Annotated in this window: 19 protein-coding genes; 14 read left to right on the forward strand and 5 right to left on the reverse strand. The window is 75.9% G+C overall.

Annotated features, from left to right (window positions below; translation table 11 throughout):
- Nucleotides 1-147 precede the first annotated feature (147 nt).
- Nucleotides 148-336: a DUF6381 family protein gene (locus ACIQ5Y_RS20340; RefSeq protein WP_376658165.1), complete on the reverse strand. Its 189-nt coding sequence runs from the start codon at nucleotides 334-336 to the stop codon at nucleotides 148-150.
- A 281-nt stretch (nucleotides 337-617) separates the two neighbouring features.
- On the opposite strand from ACIQ5Y_RS20340, the gene ACIQ5Y_RS20345 reads away from it, so the two are divergent.
- The 3 genes from ACIQ5Y_RS20345 to ACIQ5Y_RS20355 are packed head-to-tail and all read left to right on the forward strand — an operon-like array spanning nucleotide 618 to nucleotide 4,215.
- Complete coding sequence (locus tag ACIQ5Y_RS20345; RefSeq protein ID WP_403882278.1) at nucleotides 618-1,085, forward strand: (2Fe-2S)-binding protein; 468 nt, start codon at nucleotides 618-620, stop codon at nucleotides 1,083-1,085.
- A complete protein-coding gene (locus ACIQ5Y_RS20350) occupies nucleotides 1,082-2,080 on the forward strand; it encodes an FAD binding domain-containing protein (protein ID WP_403881927.1) in 999 nt (332 codons plus the stop codon). Before ACIQ5Y_RS20345 ends, ACIQ5Y_RS20350 begins: the two co-directional genes overlap by 4 nt.
- Nucleotides 2,081-2,124: 44 nt before the next feature.
- Nucleotides 2,125-4,215, forward strand: a complete 2,091-nt coding sequence (locus ACIQ5Y_RS20355; protein ID WP_403881930.1) for a xanthine dehydrogenase family protein molybdopterin-binding subunit — start codon at nucleotides 2,125-2,127, stop codon at nucleotides 4,213-4,215.
- A gap of 2 nt (nucleotides 4,216-4,217) precedes the next feature.
- On the opposite strand, the gene ACIQ5Y_RS20360 is transcribed toward ACIQ5Y_RS20355, so the two are convergent.
- Nucleotides 4,218-4,964, reverse strand: coding sequence for a VOC family protein (locus ACIQ5Y_RS20360; protein ID WP_403882281.1), 747 nt, complete (start codon nucleotides 4,962-4,964; stop codon nucleotides 4,218-4,220).
- A gap of 228 nt (nucleotides 4,965-5,192) precedes the next feature.
- Here ACIQ5Y_RS20360 and ACIQ5Y_RS20365 point away from each other — a divergent pair, with 228 nt between their 5' ends.
- The 6 genes from ACIQ5Y_RS20365 (at nucleotide 5,193) to ACIQ5Y_RS20390 (ending at nucleotide 10,512) form a co-directional block, all read left to right on the forward strand.
- Nucleotides 5,193-6,215 (forward strand): isopenicillin N synthase family dioxygenase, encoded by a 1,023-nt coding sequence (locus ACIQ5Y_RS20365; protein WP_403881933.1) that lies wholly within the window; start codon nucleotides 5,193-5,195, stop codon nucleotides 6,213-6,215.
- Between the two features lie 104 nt (nucleotides 6,216-6,319).
- Nucleotides 6,320-7,504, forward strand: a complete 1,185-nt coding sequence (locus ACIQ5Y_RS20370; protein WP_403881937.1) for an alpha/beta hydrolase family protein — start codon at nucleotides 6,320-6,322, stop codon at nucleotides 7,502-7,504.
- 88 nt (nucleotides 7,505-7,592) lie between these two features.
- On the forward strand, nucleotides 7,593-8,126 hold the full coding sequence (locus tag ACIQ5Y_RS20375) for a GNAT family N-acetyltransferase (protein WP_403881941.1): 534 nt from the start codon (nucleotides 7,593-7,595) through the stop codon (nucleotides 8,124-8,126).
- A 184-nt stretch (nucleotides 8,127-8,310) separates the two neighbouring features.
- Nucleotides 8,311-8,928: an ankyrin repeat domain-containing protein gene (locus ACIQ5Y_RS20380; protein WP_403881943.1), complete on the forward strand. Its 618-nt coding sequence runs from the start codon at nucleotides 8,311-8,313 to the stop codon at nucleotides 8,926-8,928.
- Nucleotides 8,925-10,040: a hypothetical protein gene (locus ACIQ5Y_RS20385; RefSeq protein ID WP_403881946.1), complete on the forward strand. Its 1,116-nt coding sequence runs from the start codon at nucleotides 8,925-8,927 to the stop codon at nucleotides 10,038-10,040. Before ACIQ5Y_RS20380 ends, ACIQ5Y_RS20385 begins: the two co-directional genes overlap by 4 nt.
- A gap of 178 nt (nucleotides 10,041-10,218) precedes the next feature.
- Nucleotides 10,219-10,512, forward strand: a complete 294-nt coding sequence (locus ACIQ5Y_RS20390; RefSeq protein ID WP_403881949.1) for a hypothetical protein — start codon at nucleotides 10,219-10,221, stop codon at nucleotides 10,510-10,512.
- A 30-nt stretch (nucleotides 10,513-10,542) separates the two neighbouring features.
- Here the strand turns inward: ACIQ5Y_RS20390 and ACIQ5Y_RS20395 are convergent, their stop codons facing one another.
- Together ACIQ5Y_RS20395 and ACIQ5Y_RS20400 are read right to left on the reverse strand one after the other, a co-directional pair.
- Nucleotides 10,543-10,824 (reverse strand): hypothetical protein, encoded by a 282-nt coding sequence (locus tag ACIQ5Y_RS20395; protein ID WP_403881952.1) that lies wholly within the window; start codon nucleotides 10,822-10,824, stop codon nucleotides 10,543-10,545.
- The gene (locus ACIQ5Y_RS20400) at nucleotides 10,821-11,534 is read right to left on the reverse strand and encodes an HNH endonuclease family protein (RefSeq protein ID WP_403881955.1); all 714 of its coding nucleotides are present in this window, start codon (nucleotides 11,532-11,534) and stop codon (nucleotides 10,821-10,823) included. The genes ACIQ5Y_RS20395 and ACIQ5Y_RS20400 overlap by 4 nt, the downstream gene beginning before the upstream one ends.
- Before the next feature lie 204 nt (nucleotides 11,535-11,738).
- Here ACIQ5Y_RS20400 and ACIQ5Y_RS20405 point away from each other — a divergent pair, with 204 nt between their 5' ends.
- The 5 genes from ACIQ5Y_RS20405 to ACIQ5Y_RS20425 all read left to right on the forward strand — a co-directional run bounded on the left by ACIQ5Y_RS20405 (nucleotide 11,739) and on the right by ACIQ5Y_RS20425 (nucleotide 24,667).
- On the forward strand, nucleotides 11,739-12,605 hold the full coding sequence (locus tag ACIQ5Y_RS20405; RefSeq protein WP_403881958.1) for a DUF4132 domain-containing protein: 867 nt from the start codon (nucleotides 11,739-11,741) through the stop codon (nucleotides 12,603-12,605).
- Nucleotides 12,602-17,566, forward strand: a complete 4,965-nt coding sequence (locus ACIQ5Y_RS20410) for a DNA-binding protein (RefSeq protein WP_403881961.1) — start codon at nucleotides 12,602-12,604, stop codon at nucleotides 17,564-17,566. The genes ACIQ5Y_RS20405 and ACIQ5Y_RS20410 overlap by 4 nt, the downstream gene beginning before the upstream one ends.
- Before the next feature lie 77 nt (nucleotides 17,567-17,643).
- Nucleotides 17,644-18,795 carry an AAA family ATPase gene (locus ACIQ5Y_RS20415; RefSeq protein WP_403881963.1) on the forward strand — a complete coding sequence of 384 codons (1,152 nt, stop codon included), beginning with the start codon at nucleotides 17,644-17,646 and terminating at the stop codon, nucleotides 18,793-18,795.
- Nucleotides 18,792-22,688, forward strand: a complete 3,897-nt coding sequence (locus ACIQ5Y_RS20420) for a DUF5682 family protein (RefSeq protein WP_403881966.1) — start codon at nucleotides 18,792-18,794, stop codon at nucleotides 22,686-22,688. Before ACIQ5Y_RS20415 ends, ACIQ5Y_RS20420 begins: the two co-directional genes overlap by 4 nt.
- Nucleotides 22,685-24,667 carry a hypothetical protein gene (locus tag ACIQ5Y_RS20425; RefSeq protein WP_403881969.1) on the forward strand — a complete coding sequence of 661 codons (1,983 nt, stop codon included), beginning with the start codon at nucleotides 22,685-22,687 and terminating at the stop codon, nucleotides 24,665-24,667. Before ACIQ5Y_RS20420 ends, ACIQ5Y_RS20425 begins: the two co-directional genes overlap by 4 nt.
- Here ACIQ5Y_RS20425 and ACIQ5Y_RS20430 read toward each other — a convergent pair.
- Nucleotides 24,657-25,145, reverse strand: a complete 489-nt coding sequence (locus tag ACIQ5Y_RS20430; RefSeq protein WP_403881972.1) for an HAD domain-containing protein — start codon at nucleotides 25,143-25,145, stop codon at nucleotides 24,657-24,659. The two genes, ACIQ5Y_RS20425 and ACIQ5Y_RS20430, sit on opposite strands and share 11 nt — an antisense overlap.
- Between the last annotated feature and the right edge of the window lie 8 nt (nucleotides 25,146-25,153).

A 25,153-nucleotide genomic window follows, 5' to 3' on the forward strand; every position in this document is an offset into this window, starting at 1 on the left:
CACGGGTCGCCCCCGCCGGGCCCCGGGGTGTTTTTTGGGGTTTCGGGGGGGGGGGGGGGGGGGGGGCGCCCCGGGGGGGGGGGGGGGCGGGGGGGGGGGGGGGCGGCCCCCCCCCCGGCCGGGGTACGGCACGTGGGAGGGGACGGACTACATGGGGTCCATGCCCCGGTCGTCCATACGGCCCTCCTGCTCGCTCTGCTCCTGGAGGCGGCGCGCCTTCTCCTTCAGCCGGCGGCGCTCTTCCGGGTCGGTCGAACGCTCGGCCGCGTCGTTCAGCTCCTTGGCCTTCATGCGCATCTGCTGGGACCGGCCGCGGGACTCGCCTGAAACGCTCATGATCGCTCCTTGGATCAGTGGGGGAGAGCGGGCGGATTCAGCGAATCAGCACCGCCGCGCGCACGCATCTCGAACCGTCACCGAGCGTGATCCGGGGCCGCTGCGGCGGGGCGCCGACCGCGCGCGAATGGCCGACCGCGGATGCCGGAGCCCGGCCCCTCGGCGAACCTGTGGGGGTGAGCCGAACCGACCCGGACGAGCACGCCGGCCCCGTCGCCGCCCCCGGCGCCAGCGCCGCCCCCGGCGCCAGCGCCGCCCCCGGCCCCAGCGCCGGCACCCGCATCACGCTGCGGGTCAACGGCGCCGAGTACGCCCTGGAGATCGACCACCGCGTCACCCTCCTCGACGCCCTCCGCGACCACCTCGGCCTCACCGGGGCGAAGAAGGGCTGCGACCACGGCCAGTGCGGCGCCTGCACCGTCCTCCTCGACGGGCGGCGGGTCTGCGGCTGCCTGCTGCTCGCGGTCGCCCAGGACGGCGCCGACATCACCACGGTGGAGGGGCTCTCCGCGACCACGACCGGCGCCGAGCTCCAGCGGGCGTTCGCCGCCCGCGACGCCTTCCAGTGCGGCTTCTGCACACCCGGCCAGCTCTGCTCCGCCGTCGGCGCCCTCGCCGAAGCGGCCGCCGACCCCGACGGCCCGCTCACCCTCACCGAGCAGGAGACCAGGGAACGGCTCAGCGGCAACCTCTGCCGCTGCGGGGCCTACCCGGCCATCGTCCGCGCCGTCCTGGACGTCGCCCGGTGAAGCCCTTCGGCTACGTGCGCGCCGCCACCCTCCGGGAAGCCGCCGAGGCCCACGCCGCCCACCCCGGCTCCCGCTACCTCGCCGGCGGCACCAACCTCGTGGACCTCATGAAACTGGGCGTCGAGACCCCCGGCACCCTCGTCGACATCTCCCGTCTCCCGCTCGACGCCATCGAGGAGCGCCCCGGCGGCGCCCTGCTCGTCGGAGCCACCGCCCGGGGCAGCGACGTGGCCGCGCACCCCCTCGTACGAACCCGCTACCCGGCCCTCGCCGAGGCCCTGCTCGCCGGAGCGTCCGCGCAGCTGCGCAACGTCGCCACCACCGGAGGCAACCTCCTCCAGCGCACCCGCTGCACGTACTTCCAGGACCTCTCCAAGGCGTGCAACAAGCGGGAGCCCGGCACCGGCTGCTCCGCGCTCGACGGGGTCCACCGCGACCACGCCGTGCTCGGTCACTCCACCCACTGCGTCGCCACGCACCCCTCGGACCTGGCCGTCGCCCTCGCGGCCTTCGACGCCGGGATCGAGCTCTACGGCCTGCACGGCACCCGCACCGTGCCGGCCACCGCCTTCCACCGCCTGCCCGGGGACCACCCCGAGCGGGACACCGCGATCCGGGACGGCGAGATCATCACCGGGGTGCTGCTGCCCGCAGCCGTGCCCGGAGCCCGCTCCCGCTACCGCAAGGCCCGCGACCGGGCCTCGTACGCCTTCGCGCTGGCCTCCGTCGCCGCCGTCCTCGACATCGACGCCGGATCCGGCCTCGTCCGCCGCGCCGCCCTCGCCTTCGGCGGGCTCGCCCACCGGCCCTGGCGCGCCACCGCGGCCGAGCGGGCGCTGTCCGGGGCCGCGCCGACCCCGGAGACCTTCCGACGGGCGGTCGAGGCGGAACTGGCCGAGGCCCGGCCGCTGCGGGACAACGCCTTCAAGGTCGTACTGGCCCGCAACCTCGCCTGCGACGTGCTCGGCGCCCTCGCCCGGGACGCCACCGCTTGAACACCACCGCTTGACCTCCGCAGCCTCGAAGAGGAGCAGCCCCCATGCCCCCGCACCCCGCACTCGGCACCCCCACCGTCCGCGCCGAGGGCCCGGAGAAGGTCACGGGCGCCGCCCGCTACGCCGCCGACCACAGCCCGCCCGGACGCGCCCACGCCTGGCCCGTCCCCGCCACGATCCCGCGCGGACGCGTCACCGCCGTCGACACGGCCGCGGCCCTGGCCCTGCCCGGCGTGCTCGCCATCCTCACCCCGTACGACGCGCCGCGCCTGGGGCCCTGGGAGGACCCCACCCTCCACGTCCTCCAGGACCCGGCCGTCCCGCACCGCGGCTGGTACGTGGCCCTCGCCGTCGCCGACACCCCGGAAGGCGCCCGCGCCGCCGCCGAAGCGGTGCGCATCGAGTACGCGCCCGAGCCGCACGACGCCGTCCTGTACGAGGACCACCCGGCCGCCCACACCCCCGAGGAGGTCAACGGCGGCTACCCCGCCCTCCGTGAGCAGGGCGACCCGGACGCGGCGCTCGCCGCCGCACCCGTACGGATCGACTGCGCGTACGCCGTGCCGCCGCTGCACAACCACCCCATGGAGCCGCACGCCGCCACCGCCGTCTGGGACGCCGCCCGGGGCAGGCTCACCGTGTACGACTCAAGCCAGGGCACGGGCCTGGTCCGCAAGACGCTCTCCGCGCTCTTCGGTCTGCCCGAGGACCAGGTCGAGGTCCACGCGGAACACGTCGGCGGCGGCTTCGGCAGCAAGGGCACCCCGCGCCCCCACGTCGTCCTGGCCGTCATGGCCGCCCTGCGCACCGGCCGCCCCGTCACCCTCGCCCTGCCCCGGCGCCACCTGCCCGCCACGGTCGGGCACCGCGCGCCCAGCCTGCACCGGATCGCGCTGGGCGCCCGCCGCGACGGCACCCTCACGGCCCTCACCCACACCGTCACCAGCCACACCTCCCGGGTGCGGGAGTTCGTCGAGCAGTCCGCCGTGCCCAGCCGGATCATGTACGCCGTACCGGACATCCGCACCCGCCACCGCGTCGTCCCCCTGGACGTCCCCACCCCCTCCTGGATGCGGGCTCCCGGTGAGACCCCCGGCATGTACGCCCTGGAATCGGCCATGGACGAACTCGCCGACGCCCTGGGCATGGACCCGGTCGAGCTGCGCATCCGCAACGAGCCCGCCGTCGACCCGGACAGCGGCCGCCCCTTCAGCAGCCGCCACCTCGTCGAATGCCTGCGCGAGGGCGCGGACCGGTTCGGCTGGACCGCCCTGCGCACACCGCGGCGGGAGGGGCCGCTGCTGTGCGGGGTGGGCGTGGCCTGCGCCACCTACCCCGTCTGGATCGCCCCCTCCACGGCACGCGCCCGGGCCAGGCCGGGCGGCGACTACCTCGTCGAGCTCAACGCCACCGACCTCGGCACCGGCGCCCGCACCGTCCTGATCCAGGTGGCCGCCGACGCCCTCGGGGTCCCGGCCGGCTCCGTCGCCATCGCCATCGGCAGCACCGGCCTCCCGGCGGCCCCCCTGGCCGGTGGCTCCGCCGGCACCGCCTCCTGGGGCTGGGCCGTCCACGAGGCCTGCACCGCACTCGCCTCACGCCTCGCCCGCCACCAGGGGCCGCTACCGCCCGAAGGGCTCTCCGCGACGGCCGACACCACCGCGGCGGCCAAGGCGAAGCCCCCGTACGCCCGGCACTCCTTCGGCGCCCACTTCGCCGAGGTCCGGGTCGACACCGTCACCGGCGAGGTACGCGTACACCGCCTGCTCGGGGTCTACGCGGCCGGGCGCATCCTGAACCCGGCCACCGCCCGCTCCCAGTTCGTCGGGGGCATGGTCATGGGCCTTGGCATGGCCCTGACCGAACACGGCTCGGTCGACGCGGCCTACGGGGACTTCGCCGAGAGCGACCTGGCCGCCTACCACGTGCCCGTGCACGCGGACGTACCCGACATCGAGGCGCACTGGATCGAGGAGCACGACGAACACGTGGGCCCGCTCGGCGCCAAGGGCATCGGCGAGATCGGCATCGTCGGGGTGGCCGCCGCGATCGGCAACGCCGTCGCCCACGCCACCGGACACCGGCTGCGCGGCCTGCCCCTCACCCCCGACCGGATGTCGGCCGTCCTCGGCTGACCTCAGTCCGTGTCCGCCCCGAGGGCGGTGGTGAGGGTGAACAGGGCCCCGTCCGGGTCGCGGAGCGTCACCCACCGCTCCTCGGCGTTCGAGACGATGTCCGAGACGGTCCGCCCGCCGAGCGCGACGGCCGCCTCGATCGCGGGCCGCAGCTTCGGCACCCGGAAGTGGACGTGCCAGCGCGGCCGGGTGTGGGAAGAGTAGGAGGCCAGCTCGACCGGGCCGCTGTTGAGCCGGGCGACGGGCACGCCGTCCTGCCGCAGCACCACCTGGTCCTCCTCGTAGCTGACCTCGCAGCAGCCGGGGCGCTCGGTGGCCCACTCCAGCACCGCTCCGTAGAACATCGCCGCGTCCAGGGCATTGCGCGTGCGCAACTCCAGCCAGGCCGGCGCCGGGCCCTTGCCCACCCGCCAGTCCGCGGCCACGTCGCCCTCCCAGATCCCGAAGACCGCGCCGTCGGGGTCGGCCACCAGGGCCCCCCGGCCACCCGACTCGAAGGAGACCGGACCGACGGCGATCGTGCCGGTCCGCTCCCGGATGCGGTCCACCGCCACGTCGGCGTCGTCGACGGCGAAGTACGGGGTCCAGGCCACCGGGACCGCGAGGTCCCCGGCGAGGGCGCCGATGCCCGCCACCGGGACACGGTCCAGCAGTGCCACCGAGAAGGCCTCGCCGAGGCGGGCCGGGCGGAACCTCCAGCCCGCGACCGCACCGTAGAAGCGCTGGGCCGTGTCGAGGTCGCGGGCCATCAGGCTCACCCAGCACGGCGCCCCGAAGACCTCCCGCGTCGAAATCTCCACCGCTCGCTCCATCCCTCGCGCACCCCCTGTCCCATTCTGGTCCTTTTGGGGACGACCCACCCGGTCGACCGACTCCTTCGTATACGAGAAGTGGCCCGAAATCACGCTCCGTGGTGATCCCGCGCCGCTAGCCTCGGTACCGGACGCGCACCCGCACCCTCGGAAGGCAGGTCTCCCATGGCCGGTTCCCCGGTTCCCGCGAATCCCGCCACTCCCTCCACCCCCGCGAACCCCGTGGTCCCCGTGATCGACCTCGGGCCGTGGCGGTCCGGCGATCCCGACGCCCGGGCCCGTACGGCCGCGCGTGTCGACGAGGCCCTGCGCGCGGCCGGATTCCTGCTCGTCACCGGGCACGGCGTGGACCCCGCGCTGCCCGCCCGGATCCGGGAGGCCGCGGCATCGTTCTTCCGGCTCCCGGCCGCCGCGAAACAGCCGTACGCGGTCACGGTCGGCGGGCGGGGCTGGCTCGGGCCGGGTGCCGAGGCCAACAGCTACGCGGAGGGGGAGCCCTCTCCGCCCGACCTCAAGGAATCCTGGTCCTTCGCGGCCGACGAGCCCACCGGGATCCCCTCCGTGGACGACGAATGGTTCCGCCCCAACACCTGGCCGGCCGAGGTTCCCGAGCTGCGGCCGCTGGTCGAGGAGTACCTGGGCCTGATGCGGGCCCTCTCCGACGAACTGCTGGAACTGCTGGCCACGGCACTCGGGCTCGCCGAGGACCACTTCACCCGCCACACCTCACACCCCACCTGGGGGTTCAACCTCAACTGGTACCCCGGCGCCGACACCGTCGGCCCGCCGCTGCCCGGCCAGTTCCGCATCGGCGCCCACACCGACTTCGGCACCGTCACGGTCCTCGACCGCCAGCTCGGCTCGGGCGGACTCCAGATCCACACCGACGCCGGCGGCTGGCAGGACGCGCCCTTCGACCCGGCGGCGCTCACCGTGAACATCGGCGACCTCATGGCCCGCTGGACGGGCGACCGCTGGCGGGCGGGCCGCCACCGGGTGCTGCCGCCGCCCGTCCACAGCCCGGCCGAGGAACTGATCTCCCTGGTCTACTTCTACGAATGCGACGCGCACACCCGTGTGGAGTCCCTGCCCGCCCCCATCGGCCGGATCGCGCACGACCCCGTCGACTCCCACGTGTACCTGCGGGGACAACTGGACGCGATCAGCGTGCCTGCGACTTCTGAATGACCACGCCCGGGGGAGCCCTCCTGTGGTGGGATCCAGGGATCGTCCCGGGAGTTGACGCTCCGGCGAGCGTCGGTCCGTAGGTTCGGCGTGTGAACCGAAACCGGATGAACCGTCATCGAACAGCCGCCGCCGCCACGTTACTGGCCCTCCTCCTGCCCGTCCCGCTGGCCGCCGCCGGGACGGCCGCCGCCGGGACGGCCGCGGCCGCCGACGCGCCGGCCGCCGCGACCGACAGCCGGCGCGGCGCACCGGAACTCCCGCGTCCCACGGGCCGTTTCGCCGTCGGACAGGACACCCTCCACCTCGTCGACCGCAGCCGTACCGATCCCTGGGCGCGGTCCGGGCCGAGGGAGCTGATGGTCACGATGCGCTACCCCGCCCGCCGTGACACCGGCGGCACCGCGCGCTACCTCACCAGGGAGGAGGCCCGGCTGCTGCTGGTCGACCGGGGGCTCGACAAGGTGATCCCGGTCGAGACGCTGGCCGGCACCGTCACCCATTCCCGGCCGGGCGCACGCCCCATCGCAGGCAAGTACCCGCTGGTCGTCCTCTCCCCGGGCTTCACCGTGCACCGCTCCACGCTCACCGCGCTCGCCGAGGAGCTGGCCTCCCGCGGCTACGTGGTCGCCTCCGTGGACCACGCGTACGAGAGCGTGGGGACCGCCTTCCCCGGCGGGCGGGTGCTGGAGTGCCTGGCCTGCGAGCGGGTCGAGGCGGGGACCCCGATGAAGGCGGTCAGCGACAACCGCGCCCGGGACGTGTCGTTCCTCCTGGACCGGCTGACCGGACGCGACCCCCTCTGGCGCCACTCCGGAGTCATCGACGCGCAGCGCATCGCCATGGCGGGCCACTCCATCGGCGGCGCCTCCGCCGTCGCCGCCATGGCGACCGACCCGAGGATCCGCGCCGGGATCAACCTGGACGGCGGACTCGCGACGCCCGTCCCCGCGGCCGGGCTCGGCGGGCGCCCCGTCATGCTGGTCGGCGCGCAGGAGCGGGGCCCCGGCGGCAACAAGACCTGGGACGACAACTGGCCCCTGCTCGACGGATGGAAGCGCTGGATCACCTTCACCGGCTCCGGCCACTTCACCTTCTCCGACTTCCCGGCGATCGGCGAACGGCTGGGCCTGCCGGTCGACCCGAACGCCCCGCTCCCCGGCACCCGCTCCGTCGAACTGACCCGCCGCTACGTCACCGCCTTCCTCGACCTGCACCTGCGGGGCACCCCGCAACCCCTCCTCGACGGGCCGACCGCCGACGCCCCGGAAGTCCGCTTCCACACCCCCTGACCAGGGCCGGGCCGGCCGCGGCAGCCACCCCCGGGGCCATGGCGGGGGCCGATTACGCCGATCCGCCGAACTTCGGCAGGATGGGGCCATGACCGAGATCCGCACCCCCCGACTCCTCCTCCGCCGCTGGACCGACGACGACCTCGTCCCCCTGTCGGAGATCAACGCCGACCGGGAGGTGATGCGCTGGATCGGCGACGGTTCCACGCTCGACCTCGACCAGACCGCCGAGGAGATCGAGCGCATGGAGGAGGAGTGGGACGAGGAGGGCTTCGGGCTCTTCGCCGTCGAACTCCTCGCCTCGGGCGAACTGATCGGCGTCGTCGGCCTCACGGTGCCGGACGGCCCGCCGGAGGTCCTCGCGGACATCGCGATCACCTGGCGCCTCGGCCGCCAGTACTGGGGCCAGGGCTACGCCTCCGAGGCCGCCCAGGCCTCGCTGGAGTTCGCCCTCCAGGACCGCGGACTCGACCGGGTGATCGCCGTGAACCGGGCCGGCAACGAGGAGTCCGAGAACGTCATCCGCAAGCTCGGCATGGAGCACGAGCGCGACACCACCGACCCCGAACACCACCACCTCCTGCAGATCCACGGCATCGACCTCACCGAGTACGAGGCCTGATCCCACGCACCACGCGCCGCCCGGCCGCATCAGCCGATCGGATGACCCGGGGATCCTCCGGACCGCTCGCGGGCTCCGGCCTGCGGGCGGACCGGGCCGGCGCCCCGGCCGGGCGACGATGGACCGGGGCAGCGGGAGGGCTGATCAGGACCCTCCGTCCGGCCCCGGAGCCGAGAGGGACACCATGAAGACGCACGACCGACAGCTGCTCGACGGCGCCCGGCGCGGCGACCCGGCGGCGGTGGGCGCCGCACTCGCCGCGGGCGCCGCCGTCGAGGCCCGCGACGACCAGCTGCGCACCGCTCTGCTGCTGGCCGCGCTCGGAGACCACCTGGCCGTCGCCGAGCTGCTGATCGCCGCCGGAGCCGACCCCAACGCCCCCGACTCGCGCGAGGACAGCCCCTGGCTGGTCACCGGCGTCACCGGCAGCGTGCGGATGATGCGGCTGCTGCTGCCCGCCGGGCCCGACCTCAAGCAGCGCAACCGCTTCGGCGGGATCTCCCTCATCCCCGCCGCCGAGCGCGGGCACACCGCGTACGTGCGCGCCGTGCTCGACGAGACCGCCATCGACGTGGACCACGTCAACCGGCTCGGCTGGACCGCACTGCTGGAGGCGGTGATCCTCGGCGACGGCGGCCCGCGCCACGAGGAGATCGTCGGCCTGCTGCTCGCGGCGGGCGCCGACCCCGCACTGGGCGACCACGACGGCGTGACCCCCTACGAGCACGCCGCCCGCCGGGGCTTCGACGGCATGGCCCGCCTCCTGCGCGCGGCCGCGGCGGAGCGGGAGACCGGCCGGTGAACGGCCGCGCACGTGCCGCCCGTACGGCCTTCGCCTCGCTCGCCGCGGCCCTGCTGCTCGGCGCGTGCACGCAGGCCGCCACCTCGGCACCCGCCCCGGCACCGTCCGCGGCCTCCCCGCTGCCGGCCGGCGCGCCGACCCCGCAAGGGCTGCTGCTGACCGCCGACTTCGGGGCCGACACCGTCACCTTCGTCGACCCGCGGCGCGGCGCGGTCGCCTCCGTCACCGTCGGCCGGGCCCCGTACGGGCTGGCCGTCGGCGCGGACGGCCGCGCCTGGGTGGCCACGGCCGAGGGCGTCGCCGTGGTCGACACCCGCACCCGGAGCCGGGTGGCGGACATCCCGTACCGCACCGCCACCGGCCCGGTCGGCGACGGGGAGTACCGAGGCGGCGGCATGGGCATCGCGCTCTCACCCGACGGCGCGCACGCCTACGTCGGGGTCAACGTCCCCGGCGGGAACGGCGTCCTGGAAGTCGTCGACACGGCCACGAGCACGGTCACCGCCGTCGTACCGGTGGGGCGGCGCCCCTTCGACGTGGACGTGTCGCCCGACGGCTCCGAGGTCTACGCCACCGGCCACGACTCCTTCGACGTCACCGTGGTCGACACCGCCTCGCTGCGGCCGCGACGCATCGAGGTCGCCCCCTACGGAACGGAGGGCGGGCTGGGCTCCTGGCTCAAGCCGCACTACACGGCCGTCCGGCCCTCCGACGGCATGCTGCTGCTCCCCTTCGAGGGCGAGCGGCTCGCGGTGGTCGACCCGCGCACCGGCCGCACGGCCATCGAGCCGATGACCGCGGACACCCACCAGCACGGGGTCGAGCTCACGCCCGACGGCCGCCTCCTGGTGGTCGGCACCGGGGCGGTGGAGCCCGGCAAGGGCAAGGGCCCCTCCCTGACGGTCCGTTCCCCGGACGGCACGGAGCGCGTGTACCCGCTGGACGGCCCGCACGAGACGGTGGCGGTCTCCCGCGACGGCCGCACCGCCTACGTCACGGGCGGCTACACCCGCGACGGCTACTGGAACGGCATCACCACGGTCGACCTCACCACGGGCACCACCCACCGCCTCCCGGCGGGCAACCGGCCCCTGGGCATCGCCGTCCTCTGAACCGGGCCCCGCTCAGACGGACCGGCCGCGCCGGAACCAGCGGCGCGGCGCGGCCTCCTGGGAGGCGGCCGGCCGGGGCTCCTCTCATTCTTCGGAACTTCTCGCGTCACTTCTGCATACATCTGGCGCACGTTCCCCTAGCCTCCCCGCGGCGCGGCACGACCCTGGGGAGGGAACCTTGAAGAAGGCCACGATGTTCGTCCTGGCGGCCGGCGTTCTGCTGACGGGCTGCGGCGAGGAGCCGGATTCCCGCAAGGCGTACGAGAAGGCATACGAACACGCGCGGCACCTGAACGAGGGGTTCGACGGCCGGGAAGCTCCGGGGAAGGACGGGCCGACCGCCCTCGCGCTGTGTGCGGGCAAGCGCGGTGGTGACGAGCCCGAATCCGTTCGGCTCGCGTCCTGGTCCGGATGCATGGACGGGGCCATGAGGAAGCCGAGCCGCGCCGACTCGTACGAGGAGCGACCGTGAGACGTCACCGCGATCCCCGGACGTTCCCGCTCAGGCGGGTCTCGTGCCCGGGGCCTGGGCGGCGCGGCCCGTGCGGATCTCGGCGAGGGCCGCGGTGTGCAGGGACTCCGGGGCGCCGTGGTGGGGGAGTGGGCTGCCCGTGAGGGTGTACCACTCGTCGGCGTCCTTGTACTGGACGTCGAACCGGACCCGGTCCCCGGGCAGCATCGTGGTGCGCAGGGTGAGCGGCCCGGTGACGACGCCGACCTCGTCGGTCATGGCGCCGCCCGGGCCGGCGGTCACGTCGTCCTGCCAGCGGAGCGCGTCCGTCATGAGGCGCAGGTGTCCAGCATCGTGGTGAGCATCTTCTTCTCCGGTTCGGTGACGGTCAGCCCGTACGTGGACTTCACGGTGGTCCAGGCCCGCCCGTACTGGCACCAGCTCGACTTGTCCGGCGGCTGCCACAGGTCCGGGCTCTGGTCGCCCTTGGAACGGTTCGAGGCCGCGGTCACGGCCAGCAGCTGAGGGTGGGTCAGGTCGTTGGCGAAGGCCTTGCGCCTGGCGGCGTCCCAGCCGGCCGCGCCGGAGCGCCAGCCCTCCGCGAGCGGGACCATGTGGTCGATGTCCATCTTCGCGGCGTCGGTGACGACCACCCCGTCGTACAGGCTCTTCCAGGTGCCGGACACCGCCCGGCACTCGGCGTCCTGCGTGACCTCCGTGCCGTCGCGCTTCAGGATCACCTCACGGGTGTCGCACTTGTTCCCCTGCTGGGCCCAGTGCGTGAACTTGTCCCGGCTGTAGCCGGCCATGCTGCCCACCGGCGCCACCTTCAGCCCCGCCAACTGGGTGCGGGCGACGGCGACGGTGACCATTCCCGGCAGTACCTCACCGCCGGCGGGCTTCGCGTCGGCGGGCGCCGACGACGCCGCTCCGGACGGCTTCGCGTCCGGGGCACCGGAACCCGCCGTTCCCGAACAGCCGGCCACCGTCAGCAGCAGCGCGGCCGCCACCACCGCACCGCGCACCCTCGTATGACGTCCCATAACCCCACCCCGAGCAGGCCCCGCTCCACAACCGACCCCAGAAGACTACCCAGAACCGGACATAAAACCGGCCGGGGACCCTCCGGTGGGCGTTGTCAGTGCCGCTCGCTAGTCTCCCGACATACCGCAGCTCAGGGGGGATTCGTCCCCCCTGTCAGGGCTGCGCGGATCCGTTCGGGACAGGCAAGCGAGGGGCACGGTCTGATGGCATGGCTGGCGGCGGGCGAGGGGTACGAGATCTCCCTCGTGGAAGGGCGGGTGGCGGCGCGGTCCACCACCGGCCGGGCGGCGGGACGGCAGTTGAAGTCACTGCCCAAGGCCCTCAGGGAACACCCCGAGGTGGACCGGCTGCGCCGGCTCTCCGAATGGCTCGACCGGCACGCCGCGGCCTGCGCCGCCCAGGTCGACACCTGGATGGTCTCCTCGCTCCCGGTCCCCACCGAACTGCTCGCCCGGGTCTGGCCGGACGAGGCCTGGCAGCGCGCGCTGCGTGACGTGGCCGTCGTCGGCGACGACCCGGACGAGGTCGGCTTCCTGCGGGACGCCACCGAGTCCGGCGAGCTGAAGGTGGTCAACCTCGACGGCGAGACCGTGAGGCTCTCCCCGCGCACGGTCACCCTCCCGCACCCCGTGCTGCTGCCCGACCTGGACGACGTACGGGAGTTCGCCGCCGAACTGGGCATCGCGCAGGGGGTCGAGCAGATCCACCGGGCCACCTGGCAGAAGCCCGACGGGCTCGCCGGCAACGCCACCGAGGTCCGCGACTACGCGGGCGGGAAGTTCCCCACCCGCTTCAGCCTCGCCGCCCGGGCCACGAGCCTCGGCTACCGCGTCTCCGGCGGCTACGCCACCTGCAAGGTCCGCGACTCGGGCCGCGGCACGGAGGCGGCGGTGTGGATCGGCGAGCCCTACTACGAGGACGAGACCACCACCGGCGCCCTGAGCTGGCACGACGAGAACGGCCGGGCGGTGAGCCTGCCCGACGTCGGACCGGTGGCCTGGTCCGAAGGCATGCGAATGGCCGCGGCGCTGTACGCCGGGCGCAAGATCGAGGAGGGCACGGGAGCATGAGCACGGACCTGAAGAACGACCAGCACGACCAGCACGACGCGGACGACAACGGCGCCGCCGGCGGCGAGGCCGAACTGCTGCTCAAGGCGGGCGCGGTGCTCCCGCCCGGCACCCCCGGGGCCGGACCCACCGCCGTCGAGCTGACCGCGCGCTCCTACCACCACCCCGCCCTCGGCGACGACCGCGTCGTCGTCCGGCTCGCCCCCGCCGAACTGGGCGCGGCCGAGGACCTCGCCGCCGGGTTCCTGGGCCTCGTACCCCACCAGGCCGAGCCGCCCGTCGTCGGCCTGAGCCGCCGCCAGGCACTCGGCTTCCCCGAATGGGTCCTCGTGCACCACCCCGAGGACGGCCACCACGCCCTCGCCGTCGTCCCCGAACTCGACCGCATCGCCCCGCAGGCCAAGACCAAGCCCAAGGCCGCCCTCGACGCCTGCAACGAACTCGCCGGCCGGCTCGCCGCCTCCGTCCCGCACTTCCTGCCCGTCTTCTACGAGCAGGCCGCCCGGATCTTCCTCGCCGTCGAGAACACCACGTACGCCTCCCAGTTGTTCGGCCGAGCCAGGACCGCCGAGGCCCAGCACGGGCTGAGCGTCGACGAGGACCGCCTCGACTCCGTCTTCCTCGAATTCGCCCTGGCCGGCGCCCTGCCGGTCAAGGTGCTCACCGGCTACGGCAAGGACCTCGCCGCCCGCGTCACCCCCGCCGAGGCGTACGACCGCTTCCGCCGCCTGTGCGTGCGCCGCACCGCGGGCGGACTGCCGCCCTCCGCGCAGGCCGCCACCGAGCTGCGCCGCCTCGCCCGCGCCGCCGGCCAGAAGGGCAACGAGGCCGAGCAGGACTACCTCGCCGAACTGCTGCCACTGCCCGCGACCCTGCGCGCCGCGACCGGCTGGTGGAAGACCCACCGCAGCGCGCTCATCGCGCTGGCCCGCCGCGAACCGGCCGTGCGGGGCACCCTCCTCGGACTGATGCCGCCCGGCGGCGACGTCGAACTGTCCGACCTCTGGCTGGGCATCCTGGAGGAATCCGGCGCCACCGCCGGGCTCGTCGACGCCGGCCTGCCCGCCGAGCAGCGCTGCGCCGACGGAGCCGCCGGCTGGCTGGAGCGCTACCACACCGCCCGCCACAGCGGCTGGGGTCAGCGCCCGACCCCGCCCGCCCTCCTCGACCTCGTCACCCGCGCCGCCGACCGGCTGCGCGCCGAACTCGCCGAGCCCGGCCACGAGCCCGGCCTGCGCATCGGCGTCCAGGACGTCGACCTGCTCGACCTGGTCCTCACCCTCGGGATCCCCGTCGCCGACCCCGAGGAGGACTCCCACACGTACCACCGCCACAGCCAGCTGAACGTGGCCGACTGGGCACGCGCCGACCAGCGCCGCGAGCTGCTCGCCCTCGCCGCCGACCAGCGGTTCCGGCCCGCGTTCGGCCGAGCCCTGAACTCCTTCGGCGACGCCACCACGGGCGGCGACGTCATGCGCCGCCTCGCGGCCTCGCCCGGCGGCCGCCCCATGCTCACCGAATGGATGCGGGAAGTCGCCCGCAACTCCAAGGCCGCGGGCCTCCCCGGGCTGCCCGACGCGATCAGCCGGCTGACCTGGCTGCCCGCCGAGGCCCTCGAACTCGCCCGCGAGGAGGTGGCCGACGCGGCCGCCGCCGACCTCGGCGCGATCCTCGCCCGGACCCTGCGCGCGGGCCTCTTCGAGGAGTTCGTCTGGCCGGCGTTCGAGGAAGCACTGGTCGAACTCGCCGACCGCAAGGCCCTGCACCGCACCAACCTGACCGTCGTCGAGGCCTGGCCCCACCTCATCGTGGCCAACGGCATCCAGGCCCGAGTCATCGACGCCGACTCCACCGTGCTCACCCACGACCTGCGCGTGCCGACCGGCCGCTCCTACCGGCACGGATTCCACTACGTCGACGGCGCGCTCCTCGTGTTCTGGTCCACGTGGGGCAGCGACGTCCAGGGCTACTGGCACACCGACCCACAGAACGTCTTCACCCTCAAGACCGACCGCGCGCACTGGTCGCTGCGCTCCGAAGACATCAGCCTGCCCCTGCCCGGTGGCGGCCGCACCGTCGGCGGCGGCGTCCTGCACGCCGGCGACACCGAACTGCCCGCCGAACGATCCCTGCTGTGCGACGGCACCTCGTACTGGGTGTGGCGGTCCCGCGAGAAGGAGGGGGGCGGCGCCGGCTGGTGCGAGTACAACCCCGCCGACGGCACCCACGGCCGCTTCTCCCAGCCGGCCTTCCTCGCCGACGCGCTGCGCGACCACCCCGCGAACGCCACCCTCTACGCAGCCTCCGCCTGGCTGCGGCCCACCCCCGCCGTCGACGGCTCGGCCCTCGGCCCGGTCGTGGACGGGCTCCTCGGCTGGCAGCCGGTACACGTCCGCGACCAGGGCTGGCAGGGCCGCGACACCGCCGGGCGTACCGTCCGCACTCCCGACGGCAGCAACATGCCGGTCGCGGCCCTCGCCTTCCCCGGTGACGACCGCCCGCGGTACCTGGTCCGCAACTGGCGCGAGCTGAGCATCGGCGACACCGAGGGCATCGTCACCGCGAAGACCAGCGGAGACCACCGCAACGAGGGCTTCGCCACCGGCAGCGTCGACCTCCCGCCGCTGCCCTTCTGGTACGCCCTGCGCCCCCGCGACCCCGAGGGCTCCACCGCCCTGCGCGCCGCCGACCGGGACACGGTCGCCACCCTGTTGGAGGCGGCGGCCGCAGTCGAGAAGGCGTCCGACCTGCCCGGCGTGGTCGGCGCCGCCTTCCCGCAGATCACCGCCCCCGAGCTGCTCGGCGGCGTCATCGAGGCCTTGCGCTTCGCCCTCACCCAGCAGAAGGCCCTGGACGCGGTCGCCGCACGGCTCCACCCGGACGAGGACGCGGCCCGGCAGGAAGAGACCGGTCCCGCCGACCGCCTGCTCGGCGAGGCACTGAGCGGCCTCGTCGGCACCGCGCACTACTACTGGGGCCCCGACCACGACGGAGCCCACCGGCTCCTGCGCGGCCTCGCCGCGGCCGGCGCCGACAGCGACGCACCCGAGGTGCCCGGACGCCTCCACTGGGACCTGCCCGCCCTGGAGCACTCCAACTTCGCGTGGACGCCCTGGCTCGACCAGCCCGCAGCCCTCGCCTACCGCGCAGTGGGCTGCAGCGCCACCGACGAACAGCGGGCCGCCCTGCGTTCCCTGCTCGAATCCGTGGACGCGCTCGGCCTCGACTCGGCCGCCGGCTCCGCCGGCCACTGGCGCCGGGTCCTGCTCCACCTCGACCAGCGCCACCTGCGCACCCCCGACGGCTTCGAACGGAGCGTGTACCACCGCAGTCTGGTCCCGCTCGGCGGCGGCGCCGTCATCGCCCTCACCGAGCACAACGCCTCCGTCCCCGACGGGCACGAGTTCGGCGCCCTGTTCCACGACCCCACCGGTCGGTTCGCCGCACCCGGCCCCTACACCCTGCGCGGGGACGCGCCACTGGGCGACCGAGAGCGCGCCGCCGGCTGGCTGCGCACCTTCCTTGACACGGCCGAGGACCAGGGCCCGGCGCCCTTCCGCCCCGAGGCCGCAGAGGAGTTCGCCCACCTCACGGGAGTCTCCGGCACCCTCGCCAAGCTGGTCGTCGCGGGCCTCCCGCACATCGACAACCGGCAGCACCACTTCCTGCCCGCGCCGCTGCGCACCGCCCTCGGCGTCAAGTCCGCCGACGCCGACCACGCCCGCGACGAGCTCCAGGACCTCGACGCCGAGGTCCGGCGCGAGGTGGTCGCCGCCCTGCTGCCCGCCGACCCAGAGCGTCTGTGGAGCGACGGCCCCGACGTGGCCGCCGCCGCGCAGGTGTGGAACCGGCGCGTGGGACGACGTACGCCCGTACCCGACTGGCTGCTCACCGAGGCCGCGCGCGCCCTGCGCACCGGCTGGTCCCCGCACCGGGCCCTGCCCGCGGTCCTCGACCCCACGGCCTCGCCGGAGCTCTCCGCCGACGTGCCCTGGCGGGTCAAGGGCGACCGCGCCGAGCCCTCCGAGCCGACCGCCGCGCCCTTCACCACGACCGTGCTGACCGGCGCACTCGCCATGGCCGCCTGGATGGCCCACCGGCTGCCCGCCGGCGACCCGGTACGAGCGGCCCTGCCGCCCGTGCTGACCGCCCTGCGCCAGCGGCTGGCCGCACCCGAACTGCTCCTCCTCATCGGGTACTACACCGACATCGCCGAATTCCGGAAGGCGGCCGGCACCCCCACCGAGACCGTGGAGGGCCCCGACGGCTACGAACGCTACGGCGCGGTCATCCTGCCCACGCACGACGACCGACCCATGCCCGTGCTGCGACCGACGCTGCTGGACTCCACCGGCCGTGACCCGTACCTGCCGCTGCTGCGCGGCGCCGACCAGCAGCCCAGCCGGAACGAGAGCGCCCTGCGGCTCGTCCACGACCCGGCGTTCGCCGCGCTGCTCGCCGACCCCGGCGCCCCGGCGGCGGGCACCGTCGACGCCGACGGCACCTGGTGGCCGCAGGACCCGGGCCGCTCCGTGCCCGACCTGGTGGCCGAGGCGGCAGCCGCCCACGGCCTCGGCGCGGACGCGGCCACCCTGTACCTGATGCTGCTCGCCATGCCCGACCCCACCGACCGCAACACGGCCCGCTGGACCGGCTGGAAGCCCGCCCGTCTCAAGGCGGCCCGCGCCGAACTCGCCGCCTCCGACCTGGTGGTGGAAGCCGCCCGGAGCAGGGCCGGACGCTCGCTGTTCCTGCCCGGCGGATGGTCGGAGCAGAACTCACCGGTACTGCCGGTGGAGCAGTGGAAGCTCCCGATGTACGAGGCCGCCGCCGTGGGGCAGATGGTGCCCGCACAGCCCGTCGCGGACCTGTACCGCCGGGCCTGGCAGCGGGTCCTCGACGGCGACGTCCCCCGCTTCGAGGAACTCAAGGTCAAGCGCACCCGCGCCCGCCGCCGCTGACGCCGCGCGGCGCGCCCCCGCGCGGGGCGCGCCGCCCCCTCCTCCCTTCCCCTCTTCTCCAAGGAACCGCGAACCCCATGACCCTCACCGAGCAGCCCGCCCCGGCGGCGCCCGCACGCCAGGTACTCCCGGCCGAGGAGCGGTACGCCGCCGAACTGGCCTTCCTCGCCGCTCAGGACCCCGGCCCCCGCCCGCCCGGCTGGGCCCTGACCCCGCGCGCCGTCGTCACCTTCGTGTGCGGAAGCGACGGAACCGAACTCGCCCTGCCCGGCGGCGGCACCAAGATGGCCATCGCCCCCAAGTTCGTCGGCGAACGCGCCCTGGTCGAACGCTGCGTGGTCACCCTCGCCGGAGAGCGCGGCCTGCTGCTCACCGGCGAGCCCGGCACCGCCAAGTCGATGCTGTCCGAGCTGCTGGCCGCCGCCGTCTGCGGGACCAGCGCGCTCACCGTCCAGGGCACCGCCGGCACCACCGAGGACGCCTTCCGCTACGGCTGGAACTACGCACTGCTCCTCGCCCAGGGGCCGAGCGCGGGGGCCCTGGTCGACTCGCCGGTGCTCTCCGCCATGCGGACCGGGCGGGTGGTCCGCGTCGAGGAGATCACCCGCTGCCTGCCCGAGGTACAGGACGCCCTCGTCTCGATCCTGTCCGACCGGCGGATCAGCGTCCCCGAACTCACCGCCACCGAGGACGCCGTCGTCAGCGCGGCCCCCGGCTTCACGGTCATCGCCACCGCCAACCTGCGCGACCGCGGCGTCAGCGAGATGTCCGCCGCGCTCAAGCGCCGGTTCAACTTCGAGACCGTCGCCCCGATCGCCGACGCCGACGCCGAGGCCACCCTGATCCGCCGTCAGGCCGTCGCCGCCGTCCAGCGGGCCGGGGCCCCCTTCGGCGTGGACGACGCCGTGCTCGACGCGCTCGTCACCGTCTTCCGGGACCTGAGGTTCGGCCGCTCCGCCGAGGGCTGGGACGTGGAACGCCCCGGTACGGTCATGTCCACCGCCGAAGCCGTGCAGGTCGCGGCCTCGCTGGGGGTCTCCGCGGCGTACCTGCCCGGCGGGGACGTGCTCGACCTGCTGCCGGGGCACCTGCTGGGCGTGGTCCGCAAGGACGACCCCGCCGACCACGCCCGCCTCCTCGGCTACTGGGACGGCCCGGTCCGCCGCCGGGCCGAGGACGGCTCCGCGATGTGGCGCCGCCTGTGGGACCTGCGCGGGAGCCTGCGGTGACGCCCGAGCCGCGGTCCGCCCTGAACGCCCTGGCGGCCTCCCGCACGCCGTACCTCCTCGGCGTGCGCCACCACAGCCCCGCGCTGGCGGCGATGGTCCCCGCCCTGCTGGACGCCTCCGGCGCGGACGTGGTGTGCGTGGAGCTCCCGGCGGACTTCCAGCCGTGGGTGGCCCACCTGGCCGACCCGGAGACCGTGTCCCCGATCGCGCTGGCGGGCACCTCCGGCGACGGCCGCCTCGCCTTCTACCCCTTCGCGGACTTCTCCCCGGAACTGGCGGCGATCCGCTGGGCCGCGGCGACCGGCGCGACGGTCCTGTGCTGCGACCTCCCTCTCGGGGCCGCCGCCCGGACCCCGCGGGATCCGGCCGCAGGCTCCGTCCCGGGCACGGTCCCGGGCCCGACGCCACCCGCCCCCAGCCCGGCCTCGGGTTCCGACTCGGGCCCGGTTCCCGCCTCGGGTTCCTGCTCGCCTTCCGACCCGGACCCGGACCCGGACTCGGACCCGGACTCGGGCTTCGGGCGCGGGCCTCGGTTCGCCGACGGGCTCGCCGCCGCAGGCACCGGGCGGGACGGGGACGACATGTGGGACCGGGCCGTCGAGGTGCTCGCACCCGGCTGTGCTCCCGAAGCCGTACGCCGCGCCGCGCTCGGCGTCGGCTGGGCGCTGCGCGAGGACACCGCGACCGTCGCGCCGACGGACCTGGCCCGTGAGGCCCACATGCGCGAGGTGATCGAGGGCGCCCTCGCCCGGGGCCACCGGGTGGCCGCCGTGATCGGCGCCTTCCACGCCCCGGCCCTGCTGCCGATGGCTCCTGACGGGACCTCCTCGGACGCGGACCCGGCTCCGCCGACGACGGCCGGGGAAGCCACCCGTGGCACGGCACCCGACGACCCGGCGCCGGCCGCCAGGGGCGGGGCGGACACCCCGTGCGCTCCCCGGCAAGCCGACGCCGACGGTCCCTCCAGCGGGGGCCCGGGTGGCTTCGGCGCCGTGGCCGAAAGGCACACGGCCGGCGTCGTGGGCTCCGGACCGGCGGCCGCCGGCGGCACGCACGATCCCGGTCAGGCCACAGCGGCAAGCTCACCGGCGCCGAGCGCAGACGCGGAGGCCGTCACCTCGCTCGTGGCGTACTCCTTCGATCTGCTCGACTCCCGCTCCGGGTACCCCGCCGGGATACGGGACCCGCTCTGGCAGCAGGCCGTGCTGGAGGCCGGCGGCGATCCGGGCCTGGTGCGGGAAGCGGCCTCCGGGGCCGTCGTCCGACTCTGCCGGGAGCTGCGCCGGGCCGGGCACACCGCCGGTACGGGCGAGGCCGCGGAAACCCTGCGGCTCGCCTGCGACCTGGCCGTGCTGCGCGGGCTCCCCGCGCCCGGCCGCGGCGAGCTCCTGGAAGCCGTCACCACCGTGCTCGGCCAGGGCGAACCCCTCGGCCGGGGGCGGGCGCTGGCCCGCGCCCTGGAGACCGTCCTCGTCGGCACCGCCCGCGGCCGGGTCACCCCGCACGCCCCCCGTTCCGGCCTCGGCCCCGCCGTCGAGGCCGAGCTGGCGGAGCTGCGGCTGCCCGGCCCCGACGACCCCGCCCCCAAAGACATCCGCCTCGACCCGCTCCGCTCCGCCCTCGACGCCCGCCGCGAGGTGCTGCTGCAGCGGCTCCTCGTCTGCGGAGCCTCCTACGGCGAGCCCGCCCCCGTGGCCGCCACCGGCGACGGCACCGCCCTCGGCACCAAGTGGCGGCTGTCCTGGACGCCGTCCGTCCCGGCCCGGCTGGACCTCGCAGGGGTCCGCGGCGTCACCGCGGCCCAGGCCGCCGCCGGCACCCTCCGCGACACGGCCCGCCGGGCCGCCGCCGACGGCGGGCCGACCCCGGCGCAGATCCTCGCCGGGCTCGGCGCCGCCGCGCGGTGCGACCTGCCCGCCCTGGTCGACGTACGGCTGCACGAAGCGGCCACCGCCCTGCCGCAGACCGCCACCCTGCCCGAACTCCTCGAAGCCCTCGACCTCCTGGAGGCCCTCCACCGCGGCCACCTCCCCGGCACCACCGCCGGGTCCCGGGCCACCGCGAACGCCCTCACCGCCGATCTCCTCGAAGCGGCCGTACGCTCCCTGCCCGGCCTCGCCGGCAGCGAGGACCCCGCCGACGCGGCGGCCCTCGTGGCCCTGGCCGACCGGGCAGCCGCACACCGGCTGGGCCTGCGTACGGACGAGGCGCTCGCCGCCCTGGCCGCCACGGCCTCCCCGCTGATGCAGGGCGCGGCCCTGGCCGTACGGGTCCTCCTCGACCTCGACCCGGCCACCCTGCTCGGCTCCCGCGCCGCCGGATGGATCGACGGCGCGGCCACCCCCGACGGCCGGCGCGCGCTGACCCGCCGGCTCGGCGGGCTCCTCACCGCGGCCGGGCCGCTGCTCCAGGCCTCCCCGGCCGCCCTGACACCCCTCCTCGACCGCGTCGAGCACCTCGACGACGACCTCTTCCTCGACCGCCTCCCCGCACTGCGAGGAGGCTTCGACGCCCTGTCCCCGGCCGCCCGCGACCGGCTCCTGGACACCGTGACCGAACGCCTCGGCGACCGGATCGACCTCGGCCTCGACGCCCCGCCCGCCCTCCTCGCCCTGTGGGCGGCGGCCGACGCGGCCGGGCTCGCCGCCGTCCGCGCCCTCCCGCAGGCGCCGGGGCCGGAGACCGCCGAGACCACCGAGACAGCCGAGAACCCGCAGGCCGCGCAGGAACCCATCCCCGAGCGGGAACCCGCCGCCCGGCCCCCGCGACGGCCCGCCCGGCTGACCCCCGCCGACCGCTGGCGGCTGCTCCTCGGCCGCGAACGCGACCGCCTGCCCGCCGACGCCCGTCGCTACGCCCACGCCCTGGACGAGCTGTACGGCGCCGGACGCGGCGAAGGCGCCGGCGGCGCGGGCGGCGCAGGCCGGGGCGGCGGCCAGGAGGCCTCCTTCCCCACGGCCCGGGAGTGGTCCGAGGAACTGGAGGCCCTCTTCGGCACCGACGTACGGGAAGAGGTGCTCGCCGGGGCCGCCGAGGCGGGCCGCACCGACGTGCTCACCCAGCTCGACCCGGCGACCGTACGGCCCTCCGTGGAGCTCCTGAGCTCCGTGCTCTCCCTCGCGGGCGGCATGCCGGAAGCCCAACTCGCGCGCCTGCGCCCGCTGGTGCGGCGGCTCGTGGACGAACTCGCCAGGGAGCTGGCGACCCGGCTGCGACCGGCCCTCTCCGGCCTCGCCACCCCGCGCCCCACCCGCCGCCCCGGAGGCACCCTCGACCTGGCCCGCACCCTGCGCGCCAACCTGGCGCACACCAGCCGCCGCCAGGACGGCAGCGTGGTCGTCGTGCCCGAGCGGCCCGTGTTCAGCACCCGGGCCGGCCGCGAGGCGGACTGGCGGCTGGTCCTCGTCGTCGACGTGTCCGGCTCCATGGAGGCCTCCGTCGTCTGGTCGGCGCTCACCGCGGCCGTCCTGGGCGGCGTACCGACCCTGTCCACCCACTTCCTCGCCTTCTCCACCCAGGTGGTGGACCTCACCGACCGGGTGGACGACCCGTTGTCGCTGCTGCTGGAGGTGCGGGTCGGCGGCGGTACGCACATCGCCGCCGGGCTCGCCCACGCCCGCTCCCTGATCACCGTCCCGAGCCGCACCCTCGTCGTGGTGGTCAGCGACTTCGAGGAGGGCGCCCCCATCGGCGGGCTCCTCGGCGAGGTCCGCGCGCTGGCCGCTTCCGGCGCGCACCTGCTGGGCTGCGCCGCGCTCGACGACACCGGCTCGCCCCGCTACAGCGTGCCCGTGGCCCGGCAACTCGTCGCGGCCGGCATGCCGGTGGCCGCCCTCAGCCCCCTCGCCCTCGCCCGCTGGGTGGGGGACCGCCTCCGTGGAGAAGCCAGTTGAGCACCGAACTGCCCGCCGTCGCGCCCGAGGTGCTCGCCGAAGCCGTCGACAGCCTCACGGCGCGGCTGCGCAAGAAGCTGGACGCCGCCATCGAGAGCTGCGGTGCGGGCGCCGCCCGGGAGGCCGACGGCAGCGTCACCGTCCGCTTCGGCGAGGACGCCCTGGTCACCCTGACCCCGGGGCCCGAGGGCACGGTGACCCGGCCCGAACAGGCCGTGTGCAGCTGCCTGCTGGCACCCCGCTGCCTCCACCGCACCGCGGTCCTCGGCGCGGCCCCCCTGGCGGACGCCCCCCTGGAGCCCGCCCCGTCCCCGGAAGCCTCGCAGCCCGTGCCGGCGGCCGAGACCCAGACCCCCGTGGCCCCCGCGGAGCCGGAACCGCTCCGGGCCCCGCCAGGCGGTCAGGCGATGGTGGCGGCCGGCGGCTCTCCGGACGCCGGACCGGTCCGGCCCGCGCGGTCGCATCAGGCTCCGGCGGTCCTCGAGGCCCCGGGTGCCCCCGAGCCGCCCGAGCCCGCCGTGTCCCTGAAGCCGCTCACCGCGGCCCAGACCAGCGCGGCCGGAGCGCTCTGGCAGGCTGCCGCCGAGGCGCTGGCCGCCGGAGTGACGGCCGGGGGAGCCGTGGTCCAGGCCGAGTTGCTGCGCGCCGCGCACACCGCCCGCCTCGCCGGGCTGCCCGGCGCCGAGGCGGCCGCGCTCCGGGTCGTACGCGGACTGCGCGCGGCCCGCGAGCGCCGGGCCGGCCAGCGGCTCGCCGACCTCACCGGAGCGTTCCGCGCACTCCTGTACACCACCGCGCTGCTCGCCGCGGGTTCCGCCGATCCCGCGCTCACCGGCACCTCCCGCCGCGCCTACACCCCGGGCGGCAGCCTCCAGGTGTACGGGCTGTGCCGGGAACCCGTCCTGTCCGCCACCGGCTACGGGGGAGTGGTGACCCACCTGCTCGCCCCGGACGGCGCCCACTACTCCGTCGCCGACGTACGCCCCGGCGGCCTCGCCCGCGCCCGCGGAGCCGGGTCCGCCTCCGTGGCCCTCGGCGGTGCCACCCTCGACCATGCCGGTCTCGCCCGCGGCGGCCTGCGCATCGTCGGCGCGACCGTATCCCCGGACGGCCGCCTGGGCGCCGGACGCTCGGTCAGGGCGACCCCGCTGCGCGGCACGCCCTGGACCGGGCAGCCCGCCGCCGCGCTCTTCGCCCGGCCGGCCGCGGAGGCCGTCGCAGGGCAACTGGCCGACGCACCCGACGCACCCGGCTCACCCGAAACGCCCGGCGCGCCCGCACTGCTCGGCTGCGACGTCACGGTGGTCGGCGCGGCGGGGGAGCACCTCGTGGTCCGCGAGCTGCGCGAGGACGCGCCGCTGCTGCGGCTGCTGCCCGCGCACCCCCACCCCGAGCTGCCGCACACGGAGAACCTGCGCCGACTGGCCTCGTACCCCGGACTCGCCCTCCGCGTGCTGGGCCGCCCGGACCTGGACCGCGCGGCCACCCTGCGCCCCCTCGCCGTCGGTCCCGTGCCCGGCGAGCAGTACACCCTGAGGCTGCCCGAGGAATGGCTCGGCCGCGCCGACCTCGGCTACGACCGCCTCCAGGGCGCCCACTTCCCGGCCGGGTCCACGAAGCCCGTCCCCGCCCCGGTGGCCGCCCCCGACCTCCCGGACCCGCTCTCCGACTCCCCGTTGTGGCGTACGCGCCGCCTCCTGGAGACGGGGATCGCGGGAGGCCGCCGGGCCGTCGCCGAGGCCGCCCGCGCCGACGGGCCCCCGGCCGCGTACGGCCCGCTGCGCCGGGCCGGGCTGACCGCGGCCGCGGAACTGGCCACCGCCCTCGCCACCGAGGCCGACCGGCGCCCCCGCGACGCCTTCGGCCGCCTCTCGGACCCCTCGGCCGACGGCTACGCCCGGGCCTGGCTGGCCGCGGCCACCCACCTCGCCGCGGCGGAACGCCTGCTGATCGCCGCCTCCTGGGCGGCTACTCGGTGAGGAGCCACGCCCGCAGCGCCTCCAGGTCCGCGTCGGTGAGACCCCGGCCGGGATCGACGCGGTGCAGGAGGGCCCGGCCGGGGTGGTGGGCGGCGACCCAGGCGCGGTCGGCGGCGGTGATCTCGTCGTCGACCCAGACGAAGGGGCGCCCGGCCGCGTGCCCGACGAGGGCGGGGGTCTTCCAGTGGACCCGGCTCAGCCCACGGCGACCGCCCTCGTCGGAGGGCTCGGGCCACTCCACCACGGGCAGCGGCGGCAGGCCGAGCCGGGGAGCGAGGCACTCGTTGGCCTCCTCCATCCAGGTCGTGGCCCACACCAGCTCGCACTCCAGCGCCGCGAGCCGGGGCCCGAGCGTGGGATCGACCCTGGCGAGCAGGGGATTGGCGTCGTCCCCCTGCGGGTACGGGCCGGCCCCGAACGGGATGAGGGGTCCGTCGACGTCGAGGTAGAGGAGCGGGCGGGCCGCGGAAACGGTCATGTCCGCAC

The organism is Streptomyces sp. NPDC096339 (assembly GCF_044762985.1).
Lineage (GTDB): Bacteria > Actinomycetota > Actinomycetes > Streptomycetales > Streptomycetaceae > Streptomyces.

Coding starts and splice junctions, on each gene's coding strand:
- ACIQ5Y_RS20340 (WP_376658165.1), bottom strand. CDS start 336: ATGAGCGTTTCAGGCGAGTCCCGCGGCCGGTCCCAGCAGATGCGCATG.
- ACIQ5Y_RS20355 (WP_403881930.1), top strand. CDS start 2,125: ATGCCCCCGCACCCCGCACTCGGCACCCCCACCGTCCGCGCCGAGGGC.
- ACIQ5Y_RS20360 (WP_403882281.1), bottom strand. CDS start 4,964: ATGGCCCGCGACCTCGACACGGCCCAGCGCTTCTACGGTGCGGTCGCG.
- ACIQ5Y_RS20365 (WP_403881933.1), top strand. CDS start 5,193: ATGGCCGGTTCCCCGGTTCCCGCGAATCCCGCCACTCCCTCCACCCCC.
- ACIQ5Y_RS20370 (WP_403881937.1), top strand. CDS start 6,320: ATGAACCGTCATCGAACAGCCGCCGCCGCCACGTTACTGGCCCTCCTC.
- ACIQ5Y_RS20375 (WP_403881941.1), top strand. CDS start 7,593: ATGACCGAGATCCGCACCCCCCGACTCCTCCTCCGCCGCTGGACCGAC.
- ACIQ5Y_RS20380 (WP_403881943.1), top strand. CDS start 8,311: ATGAAGACGCACGACCGACAGCTGCTCGACGGCGCCCGGCGCGGCGAC.
- ACIQ5Y_RS20395 (WP_403881952.1), bottom strand. CDS start 10,824: ATGACGGACGCGCTCCGCTGGCAGGACGACGTGACCGCCGGCCCGGGC.
- ACIQ5Y_RS20400 (WP_403881955.1), bottom strand. CDS start 11,534: ATGGGACGTCATACGAGGGTGCGCGGTGCGGTGGTGGCGGCCGCGCTG.
- ACIQ5Y_RS20405 (WP_403881958.1), top strand. CDS start 11,739: ATGGCATGGCTGGCGGCGGGCGAGGGGTACGAGATCTCCCTCGTGGAA.
- ACIQ5Y_RS20410 (WP_403881961.1), top strand. CDS start 12,602: ATGAGCACGGACCTGAAGAACGACCAGCACGACCAGCACGACGCGGAC.
- ACIQ5Y_RS20415 (WP_403881963.1), top strand. CDS start 17,644: ATGACCCTCACCGAGCAGCCCGCCCCGGCGGCGCCCGCACGCCAGGTA.
- ACIQ5Y_RS20430 (WP_403881972.1), bottom strand. CDS start 25,145: ATGACCGTTTCCGCGGCCCGCCCGCTCCTCTACCTCGACGTCGACGGA.